Source organism: Streptomyces sp. NPDC079167 (assembly GCF_040686735.1).
Lineage (GTDB): Bacteria > Actinomycetota > Actinomycetes > Streptomycetales > Streptomycetaceae > Streptomyces.
The window spans coordinates 449,573-464,934 of the sequence record NZ_JBFBLO010000004.1; the positions used below are offsets into that span (position 1 = coordinate 449,573).

14 protein-coding genes, 1 pseudogene and 1 riboswitch are annotated in these 15,362 nt (G+C 71.7%); of the genes and pseudogenes, 9 read left to right on the plus strand and 6 right to left on the minus strand.

The window, feature by feature from the left end; translation table 11 throughout:
- Nucleotides 1-139 precede the first annotated feature (139 nt).
- The 4 genes from AB0P41_RS11880 to AB0P41_RS11895 all read right to left on the minus strand — a co-directional run bounded on the left by AB0P41_RS11880 (nt 140) and on the right by AB0P41_RS11895 (nt 3,561).
- Nucleotides 140-1,387, minus strand: coding sequence for a cytochrome P450 (locus AB0P41_RS11880; RefSeq protein WP_365931554.1), 1,248 nt, complete (start codon nt 1,385-1,387; stop codon nt 140-142).
- Nucleotides 1,388-1,506: 119 nt separating this feature from the next.
- A complete protein-coding gene (locus AB0P41_RS11885; RefSeq protein ID WP_365931555.1) occupies nt 1,507-2,721 on the minus strand; it encodes an FAD-dependent oxidoreductase in 1,215 nt (404 codons plus the stop codon).
- A complete protein-coding gene (locus AB0P41_RS11890) occupies nt 2,718-2,918 on the minus strand; it encodes a ferredoxin (protein WP_365931557.1) in 201 nt (66 codons plus the stop codon). Before AB0P41_RS11890 ends, AB0P41_RS11885 begins: the two co-directional genes overlap by 4 nt.
- Before the next feature lie 46 nt (nt 2,919-2,964).
- Entirely contained in the window at nt 2,965-3,561 is a 597-nt protein-coding gene (locus AB0P41_RS11895; RefSeq protein ID WP_365931559.1) for a helix-turn-helix domain-containing protein, read from the minus strand.
- A 265-nt stretch (nt 3,562-3,826) separates the two neighbouring features.
- Nucleotides 3,827-3,972: riboswitch (cobalamin riboswitch) on the plus strand.
- A 101-nt stretch (nt 3,973-4,073) separates the two neighbouring features.
- Here AB0P41_RS11895 and AB0P41_RS11900 point away from each other — a divergent pair.
- The 4 genes from AB0P41_RS11900 to AB0P41_RS11915 all read left to right on the plus strand — a co-directional run bounded on the left by AB0P41_RS11900 (nt 4,074) and on the right by AB0P41_RS11915 (nt 7,500).
- Nucleotides 4,074-5,183, plus strand: coding sequence for an iron ABC transporter permease (locus tag AB0P41_RS11900; RefSeq protein WP_365931561.1), 1,110 nt, complete (start codon nt 4,074-4,076; stop codon nt 5,181-5,183).
- Nucleotides 5,183-5,956 carry an ABC transporter ATP-binding protein gene (locus AB0P41_RS11905; protein ID WP_356712667.1) on the plus strand — a complete coding sequence of 258 codons (774 nt, stop codon included), beginning with the start codon at nt 5,183-5,185 and terminating at the stop codon, nt 5,954-5,956. Before AB0P41_RS11900 ends, AB0P41_RS11905 begins: the two co-directional genes overlap by 1 nt.
- A gap of 34 nt (nt 5,957-5,990) precedes the next feature.
- The gene (locus AB0P41_RS11910; protein WP_356712669.1) at nt 5,991-7,013 is read left to right on the plus strand and encodes an ABC transporter substrate-binding protein; all 1,023 of its coding nucleotides are present in this window, start codon (nt 5,991-5,993) and stop codon (nt 7,011-7,013) included.
- A gap of 340 nt (nt 7,014-7,353) precedes the next feature.
- A complete protein-coding gene (locus AB0P41_RS11915; RefSeq protein WP_329226518.1) occupies nt 7,354-7,500 on the plus strand; it encodes an SCO1431 family membrane protein in 147 nt (48 codons plus the stop codon).
- Nucleotides 7,501-7,582: 82 nt separating this feature from the next.
- Here AB0P41_RS11915 and AB0P41_RS11920 read toward each other — a convergent pair whose 3' ends face one another.
- Nucleotides 7,583-8,857 carry a glycoside hydrolase family 18 protein gene (locus tag AB0P41_RS11920; protein WP_365931564.1) on the minus strand — a complete coding sequence of 425 codons (1,275 nt, stop codon included), beginning with the start codon at nt 8,855-8,857 and terminating at the stop codon, nt 7,583-7,585.
- Between the two features lie 350 nt (nt 8,858-9,207).
- On the opposite strand from AB0P41_RS11920, the gene AB0P41_RS11925 reads away from it, so the two are divergent.
- Entirely contained in the window at nt 9,208-10,380 is a 1,173-nt protein-coding gene (locus tag AB0P41_RS11925; protein ID WP_365931566.1) for an acyl-CoA dehydrogenase family protein, read from the plus strand.
- A 405-nt stretch (nt 10,381-10,785) separates the two neighbouring features.
- Here AB0P41_RS11925 and AB0P41_RS11930 read toward each other — a convergent pair whose 3' ends face one another.
- A complete protein-coding gene (locus AB0P41_RS11930) occupies nt 10,786-11,196 on the minus strand; it encodes a hypothetical protein (RefSeq protein ID WP_365931568.1) in 411 nt (136 codons plus the stop codon).
- A 202-nt stretch (nt 11,197-11,398) separates the two neighbouring features.
- Between AB0P41_RS11930 and AB0P41_RS11935 the strand changes: the two genes are divergently transcribed.
- From AB0P41_RS11935 to fxsA, 4 genes and pseudogenes are all read left to right on the plus strand, one after another.
- Nucleotides 11,399-11,839 carry an Lrp/AsnC family transcriptional regulator gene (locus AB0P41_RS11935; protein WP_033304241.1) on the plus strand — a complete coding sequence of 147 codons (441 nt, stop codon included), beginning with the start codon at nt 11,399-11,401 and terminating at the stop codon, nt 11,837-11,839.
- 68 nt (nt 11,840-11,907) lie between these two features.
- Nucleotides 11,908-13,548, plus strand: coding sequence for an amidohydrolase (locus tag AB0P41_RS11940; protein WP_365931570.1), 1,641 nt, complete (start codon nt 11,908-11,910; stop codon nt 13,546-13,548).
- Nucleotides 13,549-14,082: 534 nt separating this feature from the next.
- A complete protein-coding gene (locus AB0P41_RS11945) occupies nt 14,083-14,850 on the plus strand; it encodes a polyprenol monophosphomannose synthase (RefSeq protein WP_356712679.1) in 768 nt (255 codons plus the stop codon).
- A gap of 69 nt (nt 14,851-14,919) precedes the next feature.
- Nucleotides 14,920-15,267, plus strand: a pseudogene (fxsA, locus tag AB0P41_RS11950) (FxsA family membrane protein); the annotation flags it as partial.
- Nucleotides 15,268-15,362 lie beyond the last annotated feature (95 nt).

Genomic DNA, 15,362 nt, shown 5'->3' on the forward strand with positions numbered 1-15,362 from the left:
AGCCTAGAGGATGGTCCGAAACCGGGGGCGGCCGACGGTGCCAGGTGGCGGTCCACGCCGGCACCGGTACGGGCCGGTGCCCGGCTCCACCGGGCACCGGCCCTGTCAGGCGCGGGTTCAGCTCATGCTTCCCGGGCGGTCACCAGGTGACGGGCAGGGCGTGCAGGCCGTAGATGACGGCGTCGTACTTGAAGGGGACGGCGTCGATGTTGTCGACGGTGCGGAGGGTGGGGATGCGGCGGAAGAGGGTGGGACAGATGACCTGGAGCTCCATGCGGGCCAGTGGCTGGCCCACGCAGTGATGGGCGCCCGCCCCGAACGCCTGGTGGTGACGGGCGTTGCGGGTGAGGTCGAGACGGTCGGGGTCGGGGAAGACCGCGGGATCGCGGTTGGCGAGTTCGCCGAGGAGGATGACGCCCTCGCCCGCACGGATGGTGCGGCCGGCGACCTCGATGTCCTCCAGGGCTGTGCGGCGGCGGCCGAGGTGGACGATGGAGAGGTAGCGCAGGAGTTCCTCGACGGCGTCGCGGATGACGGCTGGGTCGTCCGTGTCGCGGATCAGGGCGAGCTGCTCAGGGTGCTGGAGGAGCAGCAGCGTGCCCAGGCTGATCATGTTCGCGGTGGTCTCGTGTCCGCCGAGGAGGAGGAGCACGCCCATCGTGGCGGCCTCCCGGCGGGTGAGTCCGCCGCTCTCGATCTGTGTGCAGAGGCTGGAGAGCAGGTCGTCGCCGGGCTCGGTGAGCTTACGGCCGACGAGCTCGTCGAGGTAGGCGGCGAGGTTGGTGTGGGCCGTCCGCCGTTCCTGAGGAGAGGCGACGGCCGAGACGATGACCTTGCTGTTCGTCTGGAAGAACTCGTGGTCCTGGTAGGGGACGCCGAGCATCTCGGAGATGACCAGGGAGGGGATCGGCAGGGCGAGTGCCTGGACGAGATCGGCCGTGCCGGGACCCTCCAGCATGGCGTCGATGAAGTCGTCGGCCATCTTCTGCACGCGGGGACGCATCGCCTCGATGCGCTTGATGGTGAAGGCGCCGCTGACCATGCGGCGCAGCCGGGCGTGCTCGGGGTCGTCCATGCCGACGAAGCTCAGATCGGTGCTGCCCGCGTGGGCGTGCGAGGGGTCCACGGGGCTGGGGTATCCCGGCCGGGTGAACTCCACGCTGAGGCGCGGGTCGGACAGCAACGCCTTCTGCTCGGCGTGCCCAGTGACGGCCCAGGGTGTGCTGCCGCCCCAGGAGCGGACCCGGGTGAGCGGGCCGTACCCGGACAGCGCCCGCATCTCCGGCGACGGTGCGAAGGGGCATTCCGAGGAGCGCGGCCGGGGGAAGTCGGGGATGCCGTCGGCGCTCGCCTCGGAAGTGGCGGAAGCGGCGGGAGTGCTGGTCATGGTCTTCTCCGGTGGGGTGGGCCGCCTCCGACGCGGCGGGCGTGGGAGGCGTACGCGGATCAGTCGGTAGGGGGCGACGGAAGCGTGCGGCCGTCGGAGCGGGCCGGGCGCGCCTGAAGTCAGGCGGTGGTCCCGGTAGTGGCGGACTCGGGCCGGGGGGTGGGGGCGTACCGGTCGAGCAGCAGCCGGCGGTGCAGGCGGGCCTGTTTCGGCATGTTCCAGCCGAGGACCGCGAGGGGGCGGTCCTCGTCGTCGAGGTACAGGGCGACGAACCGGCCCAGCTCCGTGCTCCCTTCGACGATTCGCAGGGTGGCGGACGGCGTGGGGAGCCCGTACACCTGGATCTTCGCCCCGAGCTGGTCGGTCCAGAAGTAGGGGACGGGACGGTAGGGGCGGTCCTCGCCCAGGATGTTCGCCGCGACGGACAGCGCGTGCTCGGTGGCGTTCGTACGGTTCTCCAGCCGCAGGGACCGGCCGAGTGCCTCGTGGTGGAAGCGGGCCACGTCCCCGGCGGCGTAGACACCGTCGGCGGCGCGGCAGCGGGAGTCGCACACCACGCCGTCGTCCAGTACGAGCCCGCTGCCGGCCAGCCAGTCGGTGGCGGGGGTGCTGCCGACCGCCGAGACGACGAGATCGGCGGGGATCGTATCGCCGCCGGCCAGACGGACACCGGTGACCCGTCCGCCTGCCGTCACCAGTCCGTCCACCAGTGCGTGCGTCCGTAGCCGTACCCCGTGCGCGGTGTGCAGCGCGGCGAGCAGTTCGGCGGCGGCGGGGCCCAACTGCTCCCGCATCGGCGCCGCCTGAGGTCCGGCGAGTGTCACGTCGGCTCCCATGAGGCGGGCCGTGGCGGCGATCTCGGAGCCGAGCACCCCGTCACCGACGACCACGACCCGCCGCGCCTCCAGCAGTTCCCGCCGAAGCCCCACGGCGTCGTCGAGGGTCCGGAGCACATGCACCCCCGCCGTCCCCGAAAGACCGGGCAGCCTGCGCGCGTGCAGTCCGGTCGCCAGGACGACGGCTTCCGCATTCAGCTCGGCTCCGCCCGCCGTGCGCACGGTACGGGTGGTGGCGTCGAGGGCAGAGGCCCGTGCGCCGAGGACGAACTCGGCCTCCAGGGCGTCCAGCACCTCACGGGTGCGCAGGTGCGTGCGCTCGGCCTCCCACGTCCCGGCGAGTAGCTGCTTGGACAGCGGCGGACGGTCGTACGGCGCGCCGCTCTCCTCGCCGAGCAGCGTGATCCGCTCGCGGTAGCCCTTACGGCGCAGCGTCTCCACGACGGCGAGACCTGCCGCCCCTGCCCCGACGACGAGCACACCCGACGGTGCGCTCACGCGTCCTCACCGAGGTGGATGGCGGCGGCAGGGCAGACACCGGCGGACTCGCGGACCGCCTCGTGCCGGTCGGCGGGCGGTGCGGCGTCGAGAAGGACGACGATGCCGTCCTCGTCGCGCTGGTCGAACACCTCCGGGGCGATCATTACGCACTGCCCGGCGCCGCAGCACTTCTCCTCGTCAACGGTGATCTTCATGTTCTCTCCCTTGTTGGACCGGGCCCTCGTCGGGCGCGGGTCGGTTTCAGCGACGGGTCGTGGGCGCGGCGAGCAGCCCCACCAACGCGTCCTCCAGCGCGTCCGCGGTGCTCTCCCAGGACGAGCCGGGACGGACCGGCCCCTCGGCCAGGGAACGCTCCCGCTCCGCGCAGGTATGGGTGAGCAGATGACGGGCCATCTCGGCGCGCGCCGGGCGGATCTCGGGGGGAACGACAGAGTGCAGGCAGGTGCCCAGCCCCCGGAGGGTGCGGCGCAGGCTGTCACGGGTGAGGGACTCGTCCGCCACCAGCGTCCGCATCAGCGGGTCGGTCATCACCTGCGCGGCGAACCGCGCGTGCCACGAGGGGACACCGAGAGCGGCATGGTGGTCGGTCACCGGGCGCACCAGGCAACGCACCCAGTCCCGCAGGTCGGTGCTGTCGCCCACGGCCTCCACATAGCGCGCGCGGATCGCGTCGACACCCGTGCCGTGCTTGGTCATGATGGCCCGTACGAGCGTCGCCCTGCCGCCGAAGTGATAGCTGACGACGGTGTTGTTGCCCTGGCCGGCCGCCTCGCCGATCTGGCGGTTGGAGACGTTCGACAACCCGTGCTCGGCGTAGAGGCGTTCGGCCGCGGTCATGATGGCCTCGCGTGTGCCGGCGCCGCGACCGGTGCGAGGCTCTGTCCTGTTCACCAGGCCCGCGCTGAACGTGAGTTGGGGTCGGGACCGCCCGCCACGCCCATCAGGCCGGATTTCTCCACTTCGCTCATGGCTGCCTCCGCGCTGTTTCAGGGCCCCCGGCTTCCCGATCACTAGACAGCACACCTCCATGTAAATCAATCGACTGACTTAATCGGATGGCGTGGTCGGCCGGAAACGTGCGGAGCCGTCCGGCGGCTTTCCCCGTGACGGGCCGCCGGACGGTACGCGCTAAGCTGCATGCGCCTCGTGGGGGAAGTCCGGTCGAAGTCCGGCGCTGACCCGCAACGGTAGGCGGAACCGCACACGGTTCCGTAAGCCCGATCACCCACGGTGGCGAAGCTCCTGTCGATCGCCGTGGACTGCGAGAGGTGCTGCGAACGGCGCGCCTGGGCGTTCCGAGCCGCTCCTCGGATTACGTAGGCACGGCCCGAGGCGAAAGCGAACCGCCTGTGGCCACGCCCCGCGACCGAATACCCGCCGTGCTGTCGCGCGGTACCCGCTCCGGCAGTGGGCCCGCGCCCCCCGGACGCCTCCCTCTGCCCCTCCTGGTAACCGGCCTGTGCGTCGCGCTCCCGCTGTCCCTCGTCTGCGGGGCGGGGATCGGGGCCTCGGGGCTCACGTGGGGCGAGACGCTGCACCACCTGTGGGCGGGGCTGACCGGCGGGGCCATCACCCCGGACGAGATCTCCTCGTACACCATCGTCTGGGAGCTCCGCTTCCCGCGCGCCGTCCTCGCCGCGGTCGTCGGGGCCGGGCTGGCGGCCGTCGGCGTAGCCGTGCAGGCCATGGTGCGCAACGCGCTCGCCGACCCGTTCGTCCTCGGGATCTCCTCGGGTGCGGCCGTCGGTGCCAACGCCGTGCTCATCTTCGGGGCGTTCGGCGCGCTCGGCGTCTGGGCGCTGTCCTCGGCGGCCTTCGTCTCCGCGCTCCTCGCCATGGTGCTGGTGTACACGATCGCCCGGACCGCCCGGGGCCTGACACCGCTGCGCCTCGTGCTGACCGGCACGGCGATGTACTACGGCTTCTCGGCCGTGACCACCTTCATGGTGTTCGCCGCCGAGCGGGGCGAAGCGGCACGGTCCGCGATGATGTGGCTGCTCGGCAGCCTGGGCGGGGCCAACTGGTCGTCCGTGCCGATCGCAGCCGGCGCGGTGGCCGGCGGCCTCGCCCATCTCGGCTGGTCGGCACGGCGCCTGAACGCCCTCGCCATGGGCGACGAGACCGCCGCCGCACTCGGCGTGGACGCCGGCCGCCTGCGCAAGGAGCTCTTCCTCGTCTCCGCCGCCGTCACCGGGGCGGTCGTCGCGGTCAGCGGGGCCATCGGCTTCGTGGGCCTGATGGTTCCGCACGCCGCACGGATGCTGGTCGGCGCGGACCACCGCCGCCTGCTGGCCGTCGCGCCCCTGGCCGGCGCCACCCTGCTGATCTGGGTGGACATCCTGTCGCGCGTGGTGCTCGCCCCCGCCGAACTGCCGGTGGGCGTACTGACCGCGGCCGTCGGCGTGCCGTGTTTCGTCCTGCTCATGCGCCGCCGCACCTACACCTTCGGAGGTGTGTGATGCGGGTCGAGATCGACGCACTCACGGTCGAGATCGCCGGCGCGCGGCTGGTGGAGGACGTCACGCTGCGAGCCGGCAGCGGACAGCTCGTCGGTCTCGTCGGCCCCAACGGCAGCGGCAAGTCGACCCTGTTGCGGTGCGTCTACCGGGCGCTCCGGCCCTCGGCCGGTTCGGTGCGGATCGGTGGCGAGGATCTGCGAACCATGACGGCCCGTGAGGGCGCGCGCCGACTGGCAGCCCTTCCGCAGGAAGTGGTCGCGGAGTTCGACTTCACCGTCGCCGAGACCGTGGCCATGGGCCGGCTGCCGCACCAGGGGCCGATGGCCCGCACCACCGACGAGGACCGCCGCACATGTGAGGCCGCGCTGGAGGACGTCGGGGCCGGCCACCTGGCCGACCGCGGCTTCCTCACCCTCTCCGGCGGGGAGAAGCAGCGGGTCCTGATCGCCCGCGCGCTCGCCCAGCAGCCGCAGGTGATGGTGCTCGACGAGCCCACCAACCACCTGGACATCGCCCAGCAGCTGGAGGTCCTCGCGCTGGTACGCGGCAGCGGCCTGACCGCACTCACCGCCCTGCACGACCTCAACCTCGCCGCACGTCACTGCGATGTCGTCCACGTCATCGACGGCGGGCGGATCGTCGCCTCCGGACCACCTCACGACGTCTTCACACCCGGGTTGCTGGCCGAGGTGTTCGGCGTCCGCGCGCATCGTGTACCGCACCCCGAGACGGGCGCGCTGCAACTGCTCTTCGACCGGCTTCCCTCCGCATGACGCCCCGTCACCGTTCCCAAGGAGTCCGCACGCCATGCGTCATCTCGTACGCCCCGCCGCACTCGCCCTCGCCGCCGCACTCGCCCTCACCGGCTGCGGGGCGGAGGTCACCTCGCAGGAAGGGAAGGAGGACGGCGCCCCGGCAGCCGGCGGCCACTACCCGGTGACCGTGGAGAACTGCGGCGAGAAGAAGACGTACGACAAGGCTCCGCAGCGGGTGGTCACCAACGATGTCGGCATCACCGAGATCATGTTCGCGCTCGGCCTGGAGGACCACATGGCCGGATACGTCATGCCCGACGACAAGGGGGACCTGACATCCGTGCCCTGGAAGGACGGATACCGGAAGACCACGTGGCTCTCGAAGGAGCGGATCAACAAGGAGCTGGTCCTCGACGCCGGCGCCGATCTCGTCTTCGCGGGGTGGAACTACGGATTCAGCGAGGGCGAAGGCTTCACACCCGACGCGCTGCGGCGGGTGGGCATCGACTCGTACCTGCTCAGCGAGTCGTGCCGTAACGGACAGGGCAAGGCCCGCGGAGTGATGGCGCCGCTCGACGCGCTCTACACCGACCTGCGGAACCTGGGCAGGATCTTCGACGTCGAGGACCGGGCCGGCACGCTCGTCGCCTCGTTCCGGAAGCAGGTGGCCGAAGCGCAGGCGCAGGCCCCGCGAGGCGCCGACCGGCCGCGCGTCTTCCTCTACGACGACGGCCAGGACAAGCCTCTGACCTCGGGTGCCTACGCCGGCCCCCACGACATCATCACCAAGGCCGGCGGCGACCACATCATGAAGGACCTCAAGGACAGCTGGACCACGGTGGGCTGGGAGACGGTCGTGGCCCGCGACCCGGAGGTCATCGTGATCAACAACTACGGGGACACCACCGCTGACCGGAAGCGGGAGTTCCTGAAGTCCTACGGGCCGCTCGCCAACGTCTCCGCGATCAAGAACGACCGGATCGTCGTCCTCGACTACGTCGACCTCGTCGAGAGTCCGCGCAACCCCGCGGCCGTCAGCTCACTCGCGGCGGAGCTGAGAGACCTCAGCTCCTGACCCGGGCGGGCACCGGTGCACCCCTGCCAGATGCGGGAGACGGGTTTGATGCCCGCGCGTCGGGTGGGATGCCCGTTCCGGACTCCGAGCCGGGTGGGCGCCTCGGATCCTGGCGCCCGCTCCCGGGGCGGACGATCGGTGTGGCGTGCCGCACAGCGGACTCTCCGCGCCGGGTGCCCTCTGCCCGCCGATCCCCTGCGGGAGCGCGGATGCGGGCCTTCCTCCGGCCTGCCGTCCCGCCGGCGGCTGTGACCCGGATCTCTACCGCGTCGCCCGCCTCCGCTGGCACTGTGGTCGGGTCACGGGGGACGCCCACTGCCGAACGACCGAGCGAGATGCCATGACCGCCACCACAGCCGAGAACCGGACCCACACCCGCGCCCGCACCGGCGGCCCCGAGGACGGGCCGAAGGTCCTGGAGCACATCCTGGGCTGGACGCTCGTCGTCGTCCTCGCCATGTTCGTCACCCAGGCCGGACTGATGTGAACCCCTGGACGACGGGTGGGGTGGGGCGCCCGCCCGGCACCCCACCCCTGACCCGCCCTGCGGGCCGTGTACCCCGTCGGGGCTAGTTGATGGCCCGGATCAGCTCACCGTCCGTCGTGTCGCCGCTGAGCTCCCAGAAGAACGTCCCTCCCAGGCCCTGCTCGTCCTTGTAGTCCATCTTCGTGGCGATGGTGGCCGGGGTGTCGTAGCTCCACCAGTCGCTGCCGCAGAGGGCGTACGCCGTCCCGGCGACCGTGCCGGTGGCCGGGCAGCTGTTCTTCAGGACCTTGTAGTCCTCGATGCCGGCCTCGTACGTACCCGGGGCCGCCCCCGTCGCCGTGCCACCCGGCTCCTCCTGGGTGACGCCGGTCCAGCCGCGTCCGTAGAAGCCGATGCCCAGCAGCAGCTTCTCCGGGGGGATGCCCAGCCCCTTGAGCTTGGAGATCGCCGCGTCACTGTCGAAGCCCTCCGCCGGAATGCCCGGGTAGGAGGTCAGCGGGGAGTGCGGAGCCGTCGGGCCCTGCGCCGCGAAGGCGCCGAAGAAGTCGTACGTCATCGGGTTGTACCAGTCCAGGTACTTCGCCGCCCCCGCGTAGTCCACCGCGTCGATCTTGCCGCCGTCGGACCCGTCCGCGGTGATCGCCGAGGTGACCAGGTTGTCGGTGCCGAACTTCGAGCGCAGCGCCGACAGGAGGCCGCCGTAGGCGTCGCGGCCACTGGTGTCACAGGTCAGCCCGCAGGCGTTCGGGTACTCCCAGTCGATGTCGATGCCGTCGAAGACATCGGCCCAGCGCGGGTCCTCGACCAGGTCGTAGCAGGACTCGGCGAAGGCGGCCGGGTTCTGCGCGGCCTCACCGAAGCCGCCGGACCAGCTCCAGCCGCCGAAGGACCAGATGACCTTCAGGTCCGGGTGCAGCTTCTTCAGCTTGCGCAACTGGTTGAAGTTCCCGCGGAGTTCCTGGTCCCAGGTGTCCGCGACGCCGTCCACCGACTGGTCCGCCGTGTAGGCCTTCTCGTAGTCGGCGTAACTGTCGCCGATGGTGCACTTGCCGCCCTGGACGTTGCCGAACGCGTAGTTGATGTGCGTCAGCTTGTCGGCCGAGCCCGACGTCTCGATGTTCTTGACGTGGTAATCGCGGTCGTAGACACCCCAGTTGGTGAAGTATCCGACCACCTTGTCGCCGGCCGCGGTCGGCCCGGCTTCGGCGGCTGCCGGCGCGGAGACCTCGGCGGCGGCAGGGGCGGCACCCGCGGATGACGTACCGGCGACGCCGAGCAGCGCGGCTCCGAGTGCGGCGGTACAGAGGGTGGCGGTGAGCGCCCGAAGGCGGGCGCGAGGACGGTGAAGTCCGGTCATTGTGGCTCCTCGTGGGGGAGGGCTTGGGCGTGGGGGGTGCCTGCCCTGCTCCATCCGGAATTGGCATGGACGCGATCAGGCATTGGGGGAGACCGTAGAAGGACTAGACCAGTTGGGTCAATGGTTCGGACCAATTTCCCTGGTCATGGCTCCGGCTACCCGGTGACGCGTGCGCTCCGATCGGGCATACTCAACGCGCCACAGCCGCCGGCCGACGCCTCCCGTGATCCGGGAAGGCAGGATCGGCTGCGGAGCCGTAACTTCCCGGGCATCGCCCGGGACCACCCGGCGGTGCGGCGCACACCCCGCGCGCGACCGCCGTCACGCCCGACAGGGAGGAGAGCGCCGTCATGTCCGACCGTGCCCCGCAGCCGGTGGAACGCCGTCTGCCCACCGAGGAGTCCCGGCAGCTCGTCGAGCTCGTACGCGACATCGTGTCGAAGGAAATCGCTCCCCGGGCGGCCGAGGAAGAGGAAGCGGGCTTCTTTCCGCGCCCGGTCTTCACCCTGCTCTCCGAAGCCGGCCTGCTCGGGCTGCCGTACGACTCCGCGTACGGCGGTGGCGACCAGCCGTACGAGGTCTACCTCCAGGTGCTCGAAGAGCTCGCCGCCGCCCGGCTCACCGTCGGCCTCGGCGTCAGCGTCCACTCGCTGGCCTGTCACGCGCTCGCCGGATACGGCACCGAAGCGCAACGGGCCGCCCACCTCCCGGCGATGCTCGCCGGCGGCCTGCTCGGCGCCTACTGCCTCTCCGAGCCGTCCTCGGGGTCCGACGCCGCCTCTCTGCGCACCAAGGCCGTCCGGGACGGCGAGGACTGGGTCCTCACCGGCACCAAGGCATGGATCACGCACGGTGGCATCGCCGACTTCTACACGGTGCTCGCCCGCACCGGGGAGGACGGCCCGCGCGGCATCACCGCCTTCCTCGTGCCCGGCGACGCCGAGGGCCTCGGCGCCGCCCTGCCCGAGAAGAAGATGGGCATGAAGGGATCGCCCACCGCCCAGCTGCACTTCGACGGCGTACGGATCTCCGGCGACCGCCGCATCGGTGACGAGGGGCAGGGCTTCGCCATCGCCCTGTCCGCGCTCGACTCGGGGCGGCTGGGAATCGCCGCCTGCGCCATCGGCGTCGCCCAGGCGGCTCTGGACGAGGCGGTCCGGTACGCCACCGACCGGCGACAGTTCGGGCGGCCCATCGCGGACTTCCAGGGGCTGCGCTTCATGCTCGCCGACATGGCCACCCGGATCGAGGCCGGCCGGGCGCTCTACCTGGAGGCGGCACGGCTCCGCGACGCGGGCATGCCGTTCTCGCGGCAGGCGGCCATGGCGAAACTGTTCTGCACCGACGCGGCCATGCGGGTGACCACCGACGCGGTGCAGGTCCTCGGTGGCTACGGCTACACCCTCGACTTCCCGGTCGAGCGGCTGATGCGCGAGGCCAAGGTGCTCCAGATCGTCGAGGGCACCAATCAGATCCAGCGCATGGTCATCGCCCGTCACCTCGCGGGTCCCGAGACGCACTGACCCGGACGGCCCGGTCCGACCAGACCGGTGTCGTCATGATCCGGTTCCACTCCTGGTCATGGCGGCCCGGCAGGGTCCGGCCCGAGCCCTCCCACTGGCGCAGCATGGCCCGGTAGATGGGCGGGTCGGTGGAGTGCGGCGCGGACGGCCCCGTGGCCTCCCGGGCAGGCGGTCCGGGCAGAGGAACCGATTCTCCGGACGTCGGTGCGGCGAGACGGCGGCGTACGGGGCCGGCCGTTGAATGCAGCGTGGTCATACAGAGCCAACGCGCCACGGGGTCCAGGGTCACTGCCCGGCCGATTCGCGCGCCCGTTCCTCGGGTGCCGCCGCCGGTGAGCCGGCCGCACCACGCCGGTCCGGCCGTCGTGGTGCGCACGCCGCCGTACGCCCTCGCGGGCGGAGACGTCAGGCGGCGGGACGCCGCGTCTGCGGCACGTACCGCAGGGGACGCGAACCAGGGCCGCCGGCGTGCGAGAAGGGCTGCATCCGCCAGTCGAGGCCCTGAGGGAGCGTCAACAGGAGCGCGGTCTCCTGCTCCTGGACCTCGATCGACTCGTCGGCCGGGCGCGCCTCGGAGGCGTCACGGTTCGTACCGCGGCAGACGGTCAGGACGAACGGGTTCCAGGGCGTGGGGCACAGCGCGTGCTCGGGAAGTACGTCCTCGTCCGCCAGCAGGGCGATCGGCTGGGCGCAGTCCGGGCAGATCACCCGGTACATCTCGAACATGTCGTACGCGTCGGGAACGGCGTCCTCGTCCTGAGCGGCGTAATCGTCGGACTCCGGTTCGGTACGTCCGGTGAGCTTCAGGCTCTGCATGGTTCTTTCCCCCCTCGGGTGGGCCGGCAAGGCGCCACGGCCTCGGCCACAGCAAGCACTTCCCGTCGGAAGTCGGCCGTAACCGTGAGGCCCTCGGCTACCGACCCGTAAACCTGTGGCATTCGTCACATGCCCCTCGAACGTGCCCTTCCAGGGGTCCCACGGCTGTGCCTGGAGGGCCCGGGGCCATAGGTTGATCCGCATGGAGGAGCTGGACCGTCAGATTGTGGAGTTGCTCGTCAAGGACGGGCGGATGAGCTACACCGACCTGGGCAAGGCCACCGGCCTGTCCACCTCGGCCGTTCATCAGCGCGTCCGCCGGCTGGAGCAGCGCGGGGTGATCCGGGGCTACGCCGCGGTCGTCGACCCCGAAGCCGTCGGCCTGCCCCTCACCGCGTTCATCTCGGTGAAACCCTTCGACCCGAGCGCACCCGACGACATCGCCGAGCGACTCGCCGGTGTGCCGGAGCTGGAGGCGTGCCACAGCGTCGCGGGCGACGAGAACTACATCCTCAAGGTGCGGGTCTCCAGCCCCTTGGAGCTGGAGCACCTGCTCACCCGCATCCGCACCCTCGCGGGTGTCTCCACCCGTACGACCGTCGTCCTCTCCACGCCCTACGAGGCCCGTCCGCCGCGCATCTGACGGTCCCGCCCGGCGTTGCGGAGGGGGGTGGAGGAGGCGCGGGACCCGGCAGGCGGGAGACTGGTCCCATGACCGAGAGCGCCGCCCCCCAGAGCGAACACCGCACCGTGCTGCTGCGCGGTGGAGACGTCCACAGCCCCGCCGATCCGTTCGCCACCGCGATGGTCGTCGAACGCGGCCATGTCGCCTGGGTGGGCTCGGAGGGGGCGGCCGACGCCTTCGCGGGTGGCGTCGACGAGGTGATCGACCTGGAAGGGGCGCTGGTCACCCCGGCCTTCACCGACTCCCATGTCCACACCACCTCGACCGGACTCGCCCTCACGGGGCTGGACCTCTCCGGCGCGCGTTCGCTCGCCGACGCCCTCGGGCTCGTGCGTGCGTTCGCGAACGCCCACGCGGGAGCCGGGGTGATCCTCGGCCACGGCTGGGACGCCGCCCGCTGGCCCGAGCAGCGCCACCCGTCGCGCCGCGAGCTCGACGAGGCGGCCGGTGGCAGGGCCGTCTACCTGCCCCGTGTGGACGTCCACTCCGCCGTCGTGACCACGGCGCTCCTGGACCTGGTCCCGGGCGTCACCGGGCTGGCCGGCTACCACCCCGACGCCCCGCTGACCGGCGACGCCCACCACGCGGTGCGCGCGGCCGCCCACGGGGCCGTCACACCTGCGCAGCGGACGCTGGCCCAGCGCGCCGCCCTTTCCCACGCCGCATCGCTCGGGATCGGCACCGTGCACGAGTGCGCGGGCCCCGAGATCTCGGACGAGGAGGACTTCACCGGGCTGCTGGAGCTCGCCTCCGAGCACCCCGGCCCCCGGGTCTTCGGATACTGGGCGGAGCCCGTCGAGGACGAGAAGGGTGCCCGCCGCGTCCGCGAACTCGGTGCCGTCGGCGCGGCCGGAGACCTCTTCGTCGACGGCTCCCTGGGCTCGCACACCGCCCTCCTGCACGAGCCGTACGCCGACGCCCCGCACACCGGCACCGGCCGGCTCGACGCCGCGCGGATCGCCGCACACGTGACGGCGTGCACCGAGGCGGGGCTCCAGGCCGGCTTCCACGCCATCGGCGACGCGGCCGTCTCCGCCGTGGTCGCCGGCGTCCGGACCGCAGCCGAGACCCTCGGACTCGCCCGGATCAGGGCCGCCAGGCACCGCGTGGAGCACGCCGAGATGCTCACCCCGGAGACCGTCGCCGCCTTCGCGGAACTGGGCCTCACCGCCTCGGTCCAGCCCGCCTTCGACGCCGCCTGGGGCGGCCCCGACGGCATGTACGCCCGCCGCCTGGGCGCGGAGCGCGCGGCGACCCTCAACCCCTACGCGGCCCTGCTGCGCGCGGGGGTGCCCCTCGCCTTCGGCTCGGACAGTCCGGTCACCCCCCTGGACCCCTGGGGCACGGTGCGGGCCGCCGCCCATCACCGCACGCCGGAACACCGCGTCTCCGTACGCGCCGGCTTCACCGCCCACACGCGGGGCGGCTGGCGGGCCGTCGGGCGGGACGACGGCGGTGTGCTCGTCCCGGGGGCGCCGGCCGACTACGCCGTCTGGCGCACCGGTGACCTGCTGGTCCAGGCTCCGGACGACCGCGTGGCGCGGTGGTCCACCGATCCCCGTTCCGGCACCCCCGGCCTGCCCGACCTCACCCCGGGAGCGGAGCTTCCGGTCTGTCTGCGGACGGTGGTCTTCGGACAAACTGTCTACGTACGGCCGAACGAGTGACGTCAGGGAATTCCGTACCGCCGATCGAAGGCGCCAGGACTCTGCCACGACCTGTGCACCGTCGGGGCTGACCAGGTGTTTTCAGGAGAAACAGCAGGTAGGGCGACTGTTGACAGCACGTGCCCAGGGGCCGGTAGGTTCGGCCGGGTCCACCACTGGACGTCCGACCGGTCAAACCTCCACGCAGTCGTCGAACGCCGCTGGGTCATGGGGCGGTGTGCCGCACCGGTGCACCACCACTGACAGCCAGGTTCAGCGCCCGCGCCTCGGGGGCGAGGGAAGGTTTCGTCCGGACGGCAGGTGCGACCCGGGTGGGGCCCGGAGGTTCAGTAGACAACGGCTCTCGGTCGACCCGCAGCCAGCGGGTCCCAGGTCGGCCCGAAGGACGCCGGGCCCCGATCCGCAGTGCTGCCTTTCTGTCCCCAGTTCCACGGTTCTGTCCACGCGCCACACGCCGCCCCGTGACCGCGTCGGAGCCCGGGCGCGTCGTGCTGGATATGGTGTGCACCTGCGTACGGACTTTAAGGGGCAGTAGTGAACGACGGCGGTCAGAGGCAGTTCGGCCCGCTCGGCACAGTCTTGGTGATCATTCCGACCTACAACGAGGCCGAGAACGTCAAGCTGATCGTCGCCCGGGTGCGCGCCGCCGTGCCGGAAGCGGACATCCTCGTCGCCGACGACAACAGCCCCGACGGCACCGGCAAGGTCGCCGACGAACTCGCGGCCGGCGACAGCCAGGTGCACGTGCTGCACCGCAAGGGCAAGGAAGGGCTCGGGGCCGCCTATCTGGCCGGCTTCCGCTGGGGCTCGGAGCACGGCTACGGCGTCCTGGTCGAGATGGACGCAGACGGCTCGCACCAGCCCGAGGAACTGCCCCGGCTCCTCACCGCGCTCAAGGGCGCCGATCTCGTCCTCGGCTCGCGCTGGGTCCCCGGCGGCCGTGTGGTCAACTGGCCCCGGCACCGCGAGATGATCTCGCGCGGCGGCAGCCTCTACTCCCGGATGCTGCTGGGCCTCTCCGTGCGGGACGTCACCGGCGGTTACCGCGCCTTCCGCACCGGGACCCTGGACGGTCTCGGCCTCGACGAGGTCGCCTCCCAGGGCTACTGCTTCCAGGTCGACCTGGCCCGGCGGGCCGTCGAGGCCGGCTATCACGTCGTGGAGGTGCCCATCACCTTCATGGAGCGGGAGATCGGTGACTCCAAGATGAGCCGCGACATCCTCGTCGAGGCCCTGTGGCGGGTCACCGGCTGGGGCATCACCGGCCGGGCCAACAAGGTGCTGGGCCGCAAGACCCCCTGACCGCCCGCGACGGGGTCTCTTGATCACCCCCTTACGCCGCTTGCACGCCCGTACAGGCACACTGGGGACATGACGACCGGCACACCGCCTCCGAACCGTCCACGGCGCTCACGCGCCCGAACCCTCCTGCCGCTGGGCGTCGCCGTCTGGCTGGTGCTGGAGATCTGGCTGCTGACCGTGATCGCCGGTGCGGCGAACGGCTTCACCGTGCTGCTGATCCTGGTCGCCGGTGCCGTGCTCGGTGGAGCGGTGATCAAGCGGGCCGGCCGGCGGGCCTTCCGCAACCTCACCGAGACCCTCCAGCAGATGCCGGGGCAGCCCGGCGCTCCCGCGACCCCCGCCCCCGCCCCGGCCGGCAGCAAGGGCAACGGCTTCCTGATGCTGGGCGGGCTGCTCCTGATGATCCCCGGAGTGATACCAGCCGAGGAAGTCCAGGTCGTCCCAGCGGCGCTCGTCGAGGTCGCGGGGGAGCGGCAGGCGCTTCGCCTCTCCCTTGGAACAGTTGACGAACG

Excerpts from the sequence above, each read along its gene's own strand:
- AB0P41_RS11905 (WP_356712667.1), top strand. The coding sequence starts at position 5,183 with ATGCGGGTCGAGATCGACGCACTCACGGTCGAGATCGCCGGCGCGCGG.
- AB0P41_RS11920 (WP_365931564.1), bottom strand. The coding sequence starts at position 8,857 with ATGACCGGACTTCACCGTCCTCGCGCCCGCCTTCGGGCGCTCACCGCC.
- AB0P41_RS11930 (WP_365931568.1), bottom strand. The coding sequence starts at position 11,196 with ATGCAGAGCCTGAAGCTCACCGGACGTACCGAACCGGAGTCCGACGAT.
- AB0P41_RS11880 (WP_365931554.1), bottom strand. The coding sequence starts at position 1,387 with ATGACCAGCACTCCCGCCGCTTCCGCCACTTCCGAGGCGAGCGCCGAC.
- AB0P41_RS11915 (WP_329226518.1), top strand. The coding sequence starts at position 7,354 with ATGACCGCCACCACAGCCGAGAACCGGACCCACACCCGCGCCCGCACC.
- AB0P41_RS11925 (WP_365931566.1), top strand. The coding sequence starts at position 9,208 with ATGTCCGACCGTGCCCCGCAGCCGGTGGAACGCCGTCTGCCCACCGAG.
- AB0P41_RS11940 (WP_365931570.1), top strand. The coding sequence starts at position 11,908 with ATGACCGAGAGCGCCGCCCCCCAGAGCGAACACCGCACCGTGCTGCTG.
- AB0P41_RS11890 (WP_365931557.1), bottom strand. The coding sequence starts at position 2,918 with ATGAAGATCACCGTTGACGAGGAGAAGTGCTGCGGCGCCGGGCAGTGC.
- AB0P41_RS11895 (WP_365931559.1), bottom strand. The coding sequence starts at position 3,561 with ATGACCGCGGCCGAACGCCTCTACGCCGAGCACGGGTTGTCGAACGTC.
- AB0P41_RS11910 (WP_356712669.1), top strand. The coding sequence starts at position 5,991 with ATGCGTCATCTCGTACGCCCCGCCGCACTCGCCCTCGCCGCCGCACTC.
- AB0P41_RS11935 (WP_033304241.1), top strand. The coding sequence starts at position 11,399 with ATGGAGGAGCTGGACCGTCAGATTGTGGAGTTGCTCGTCAAGGACGGG.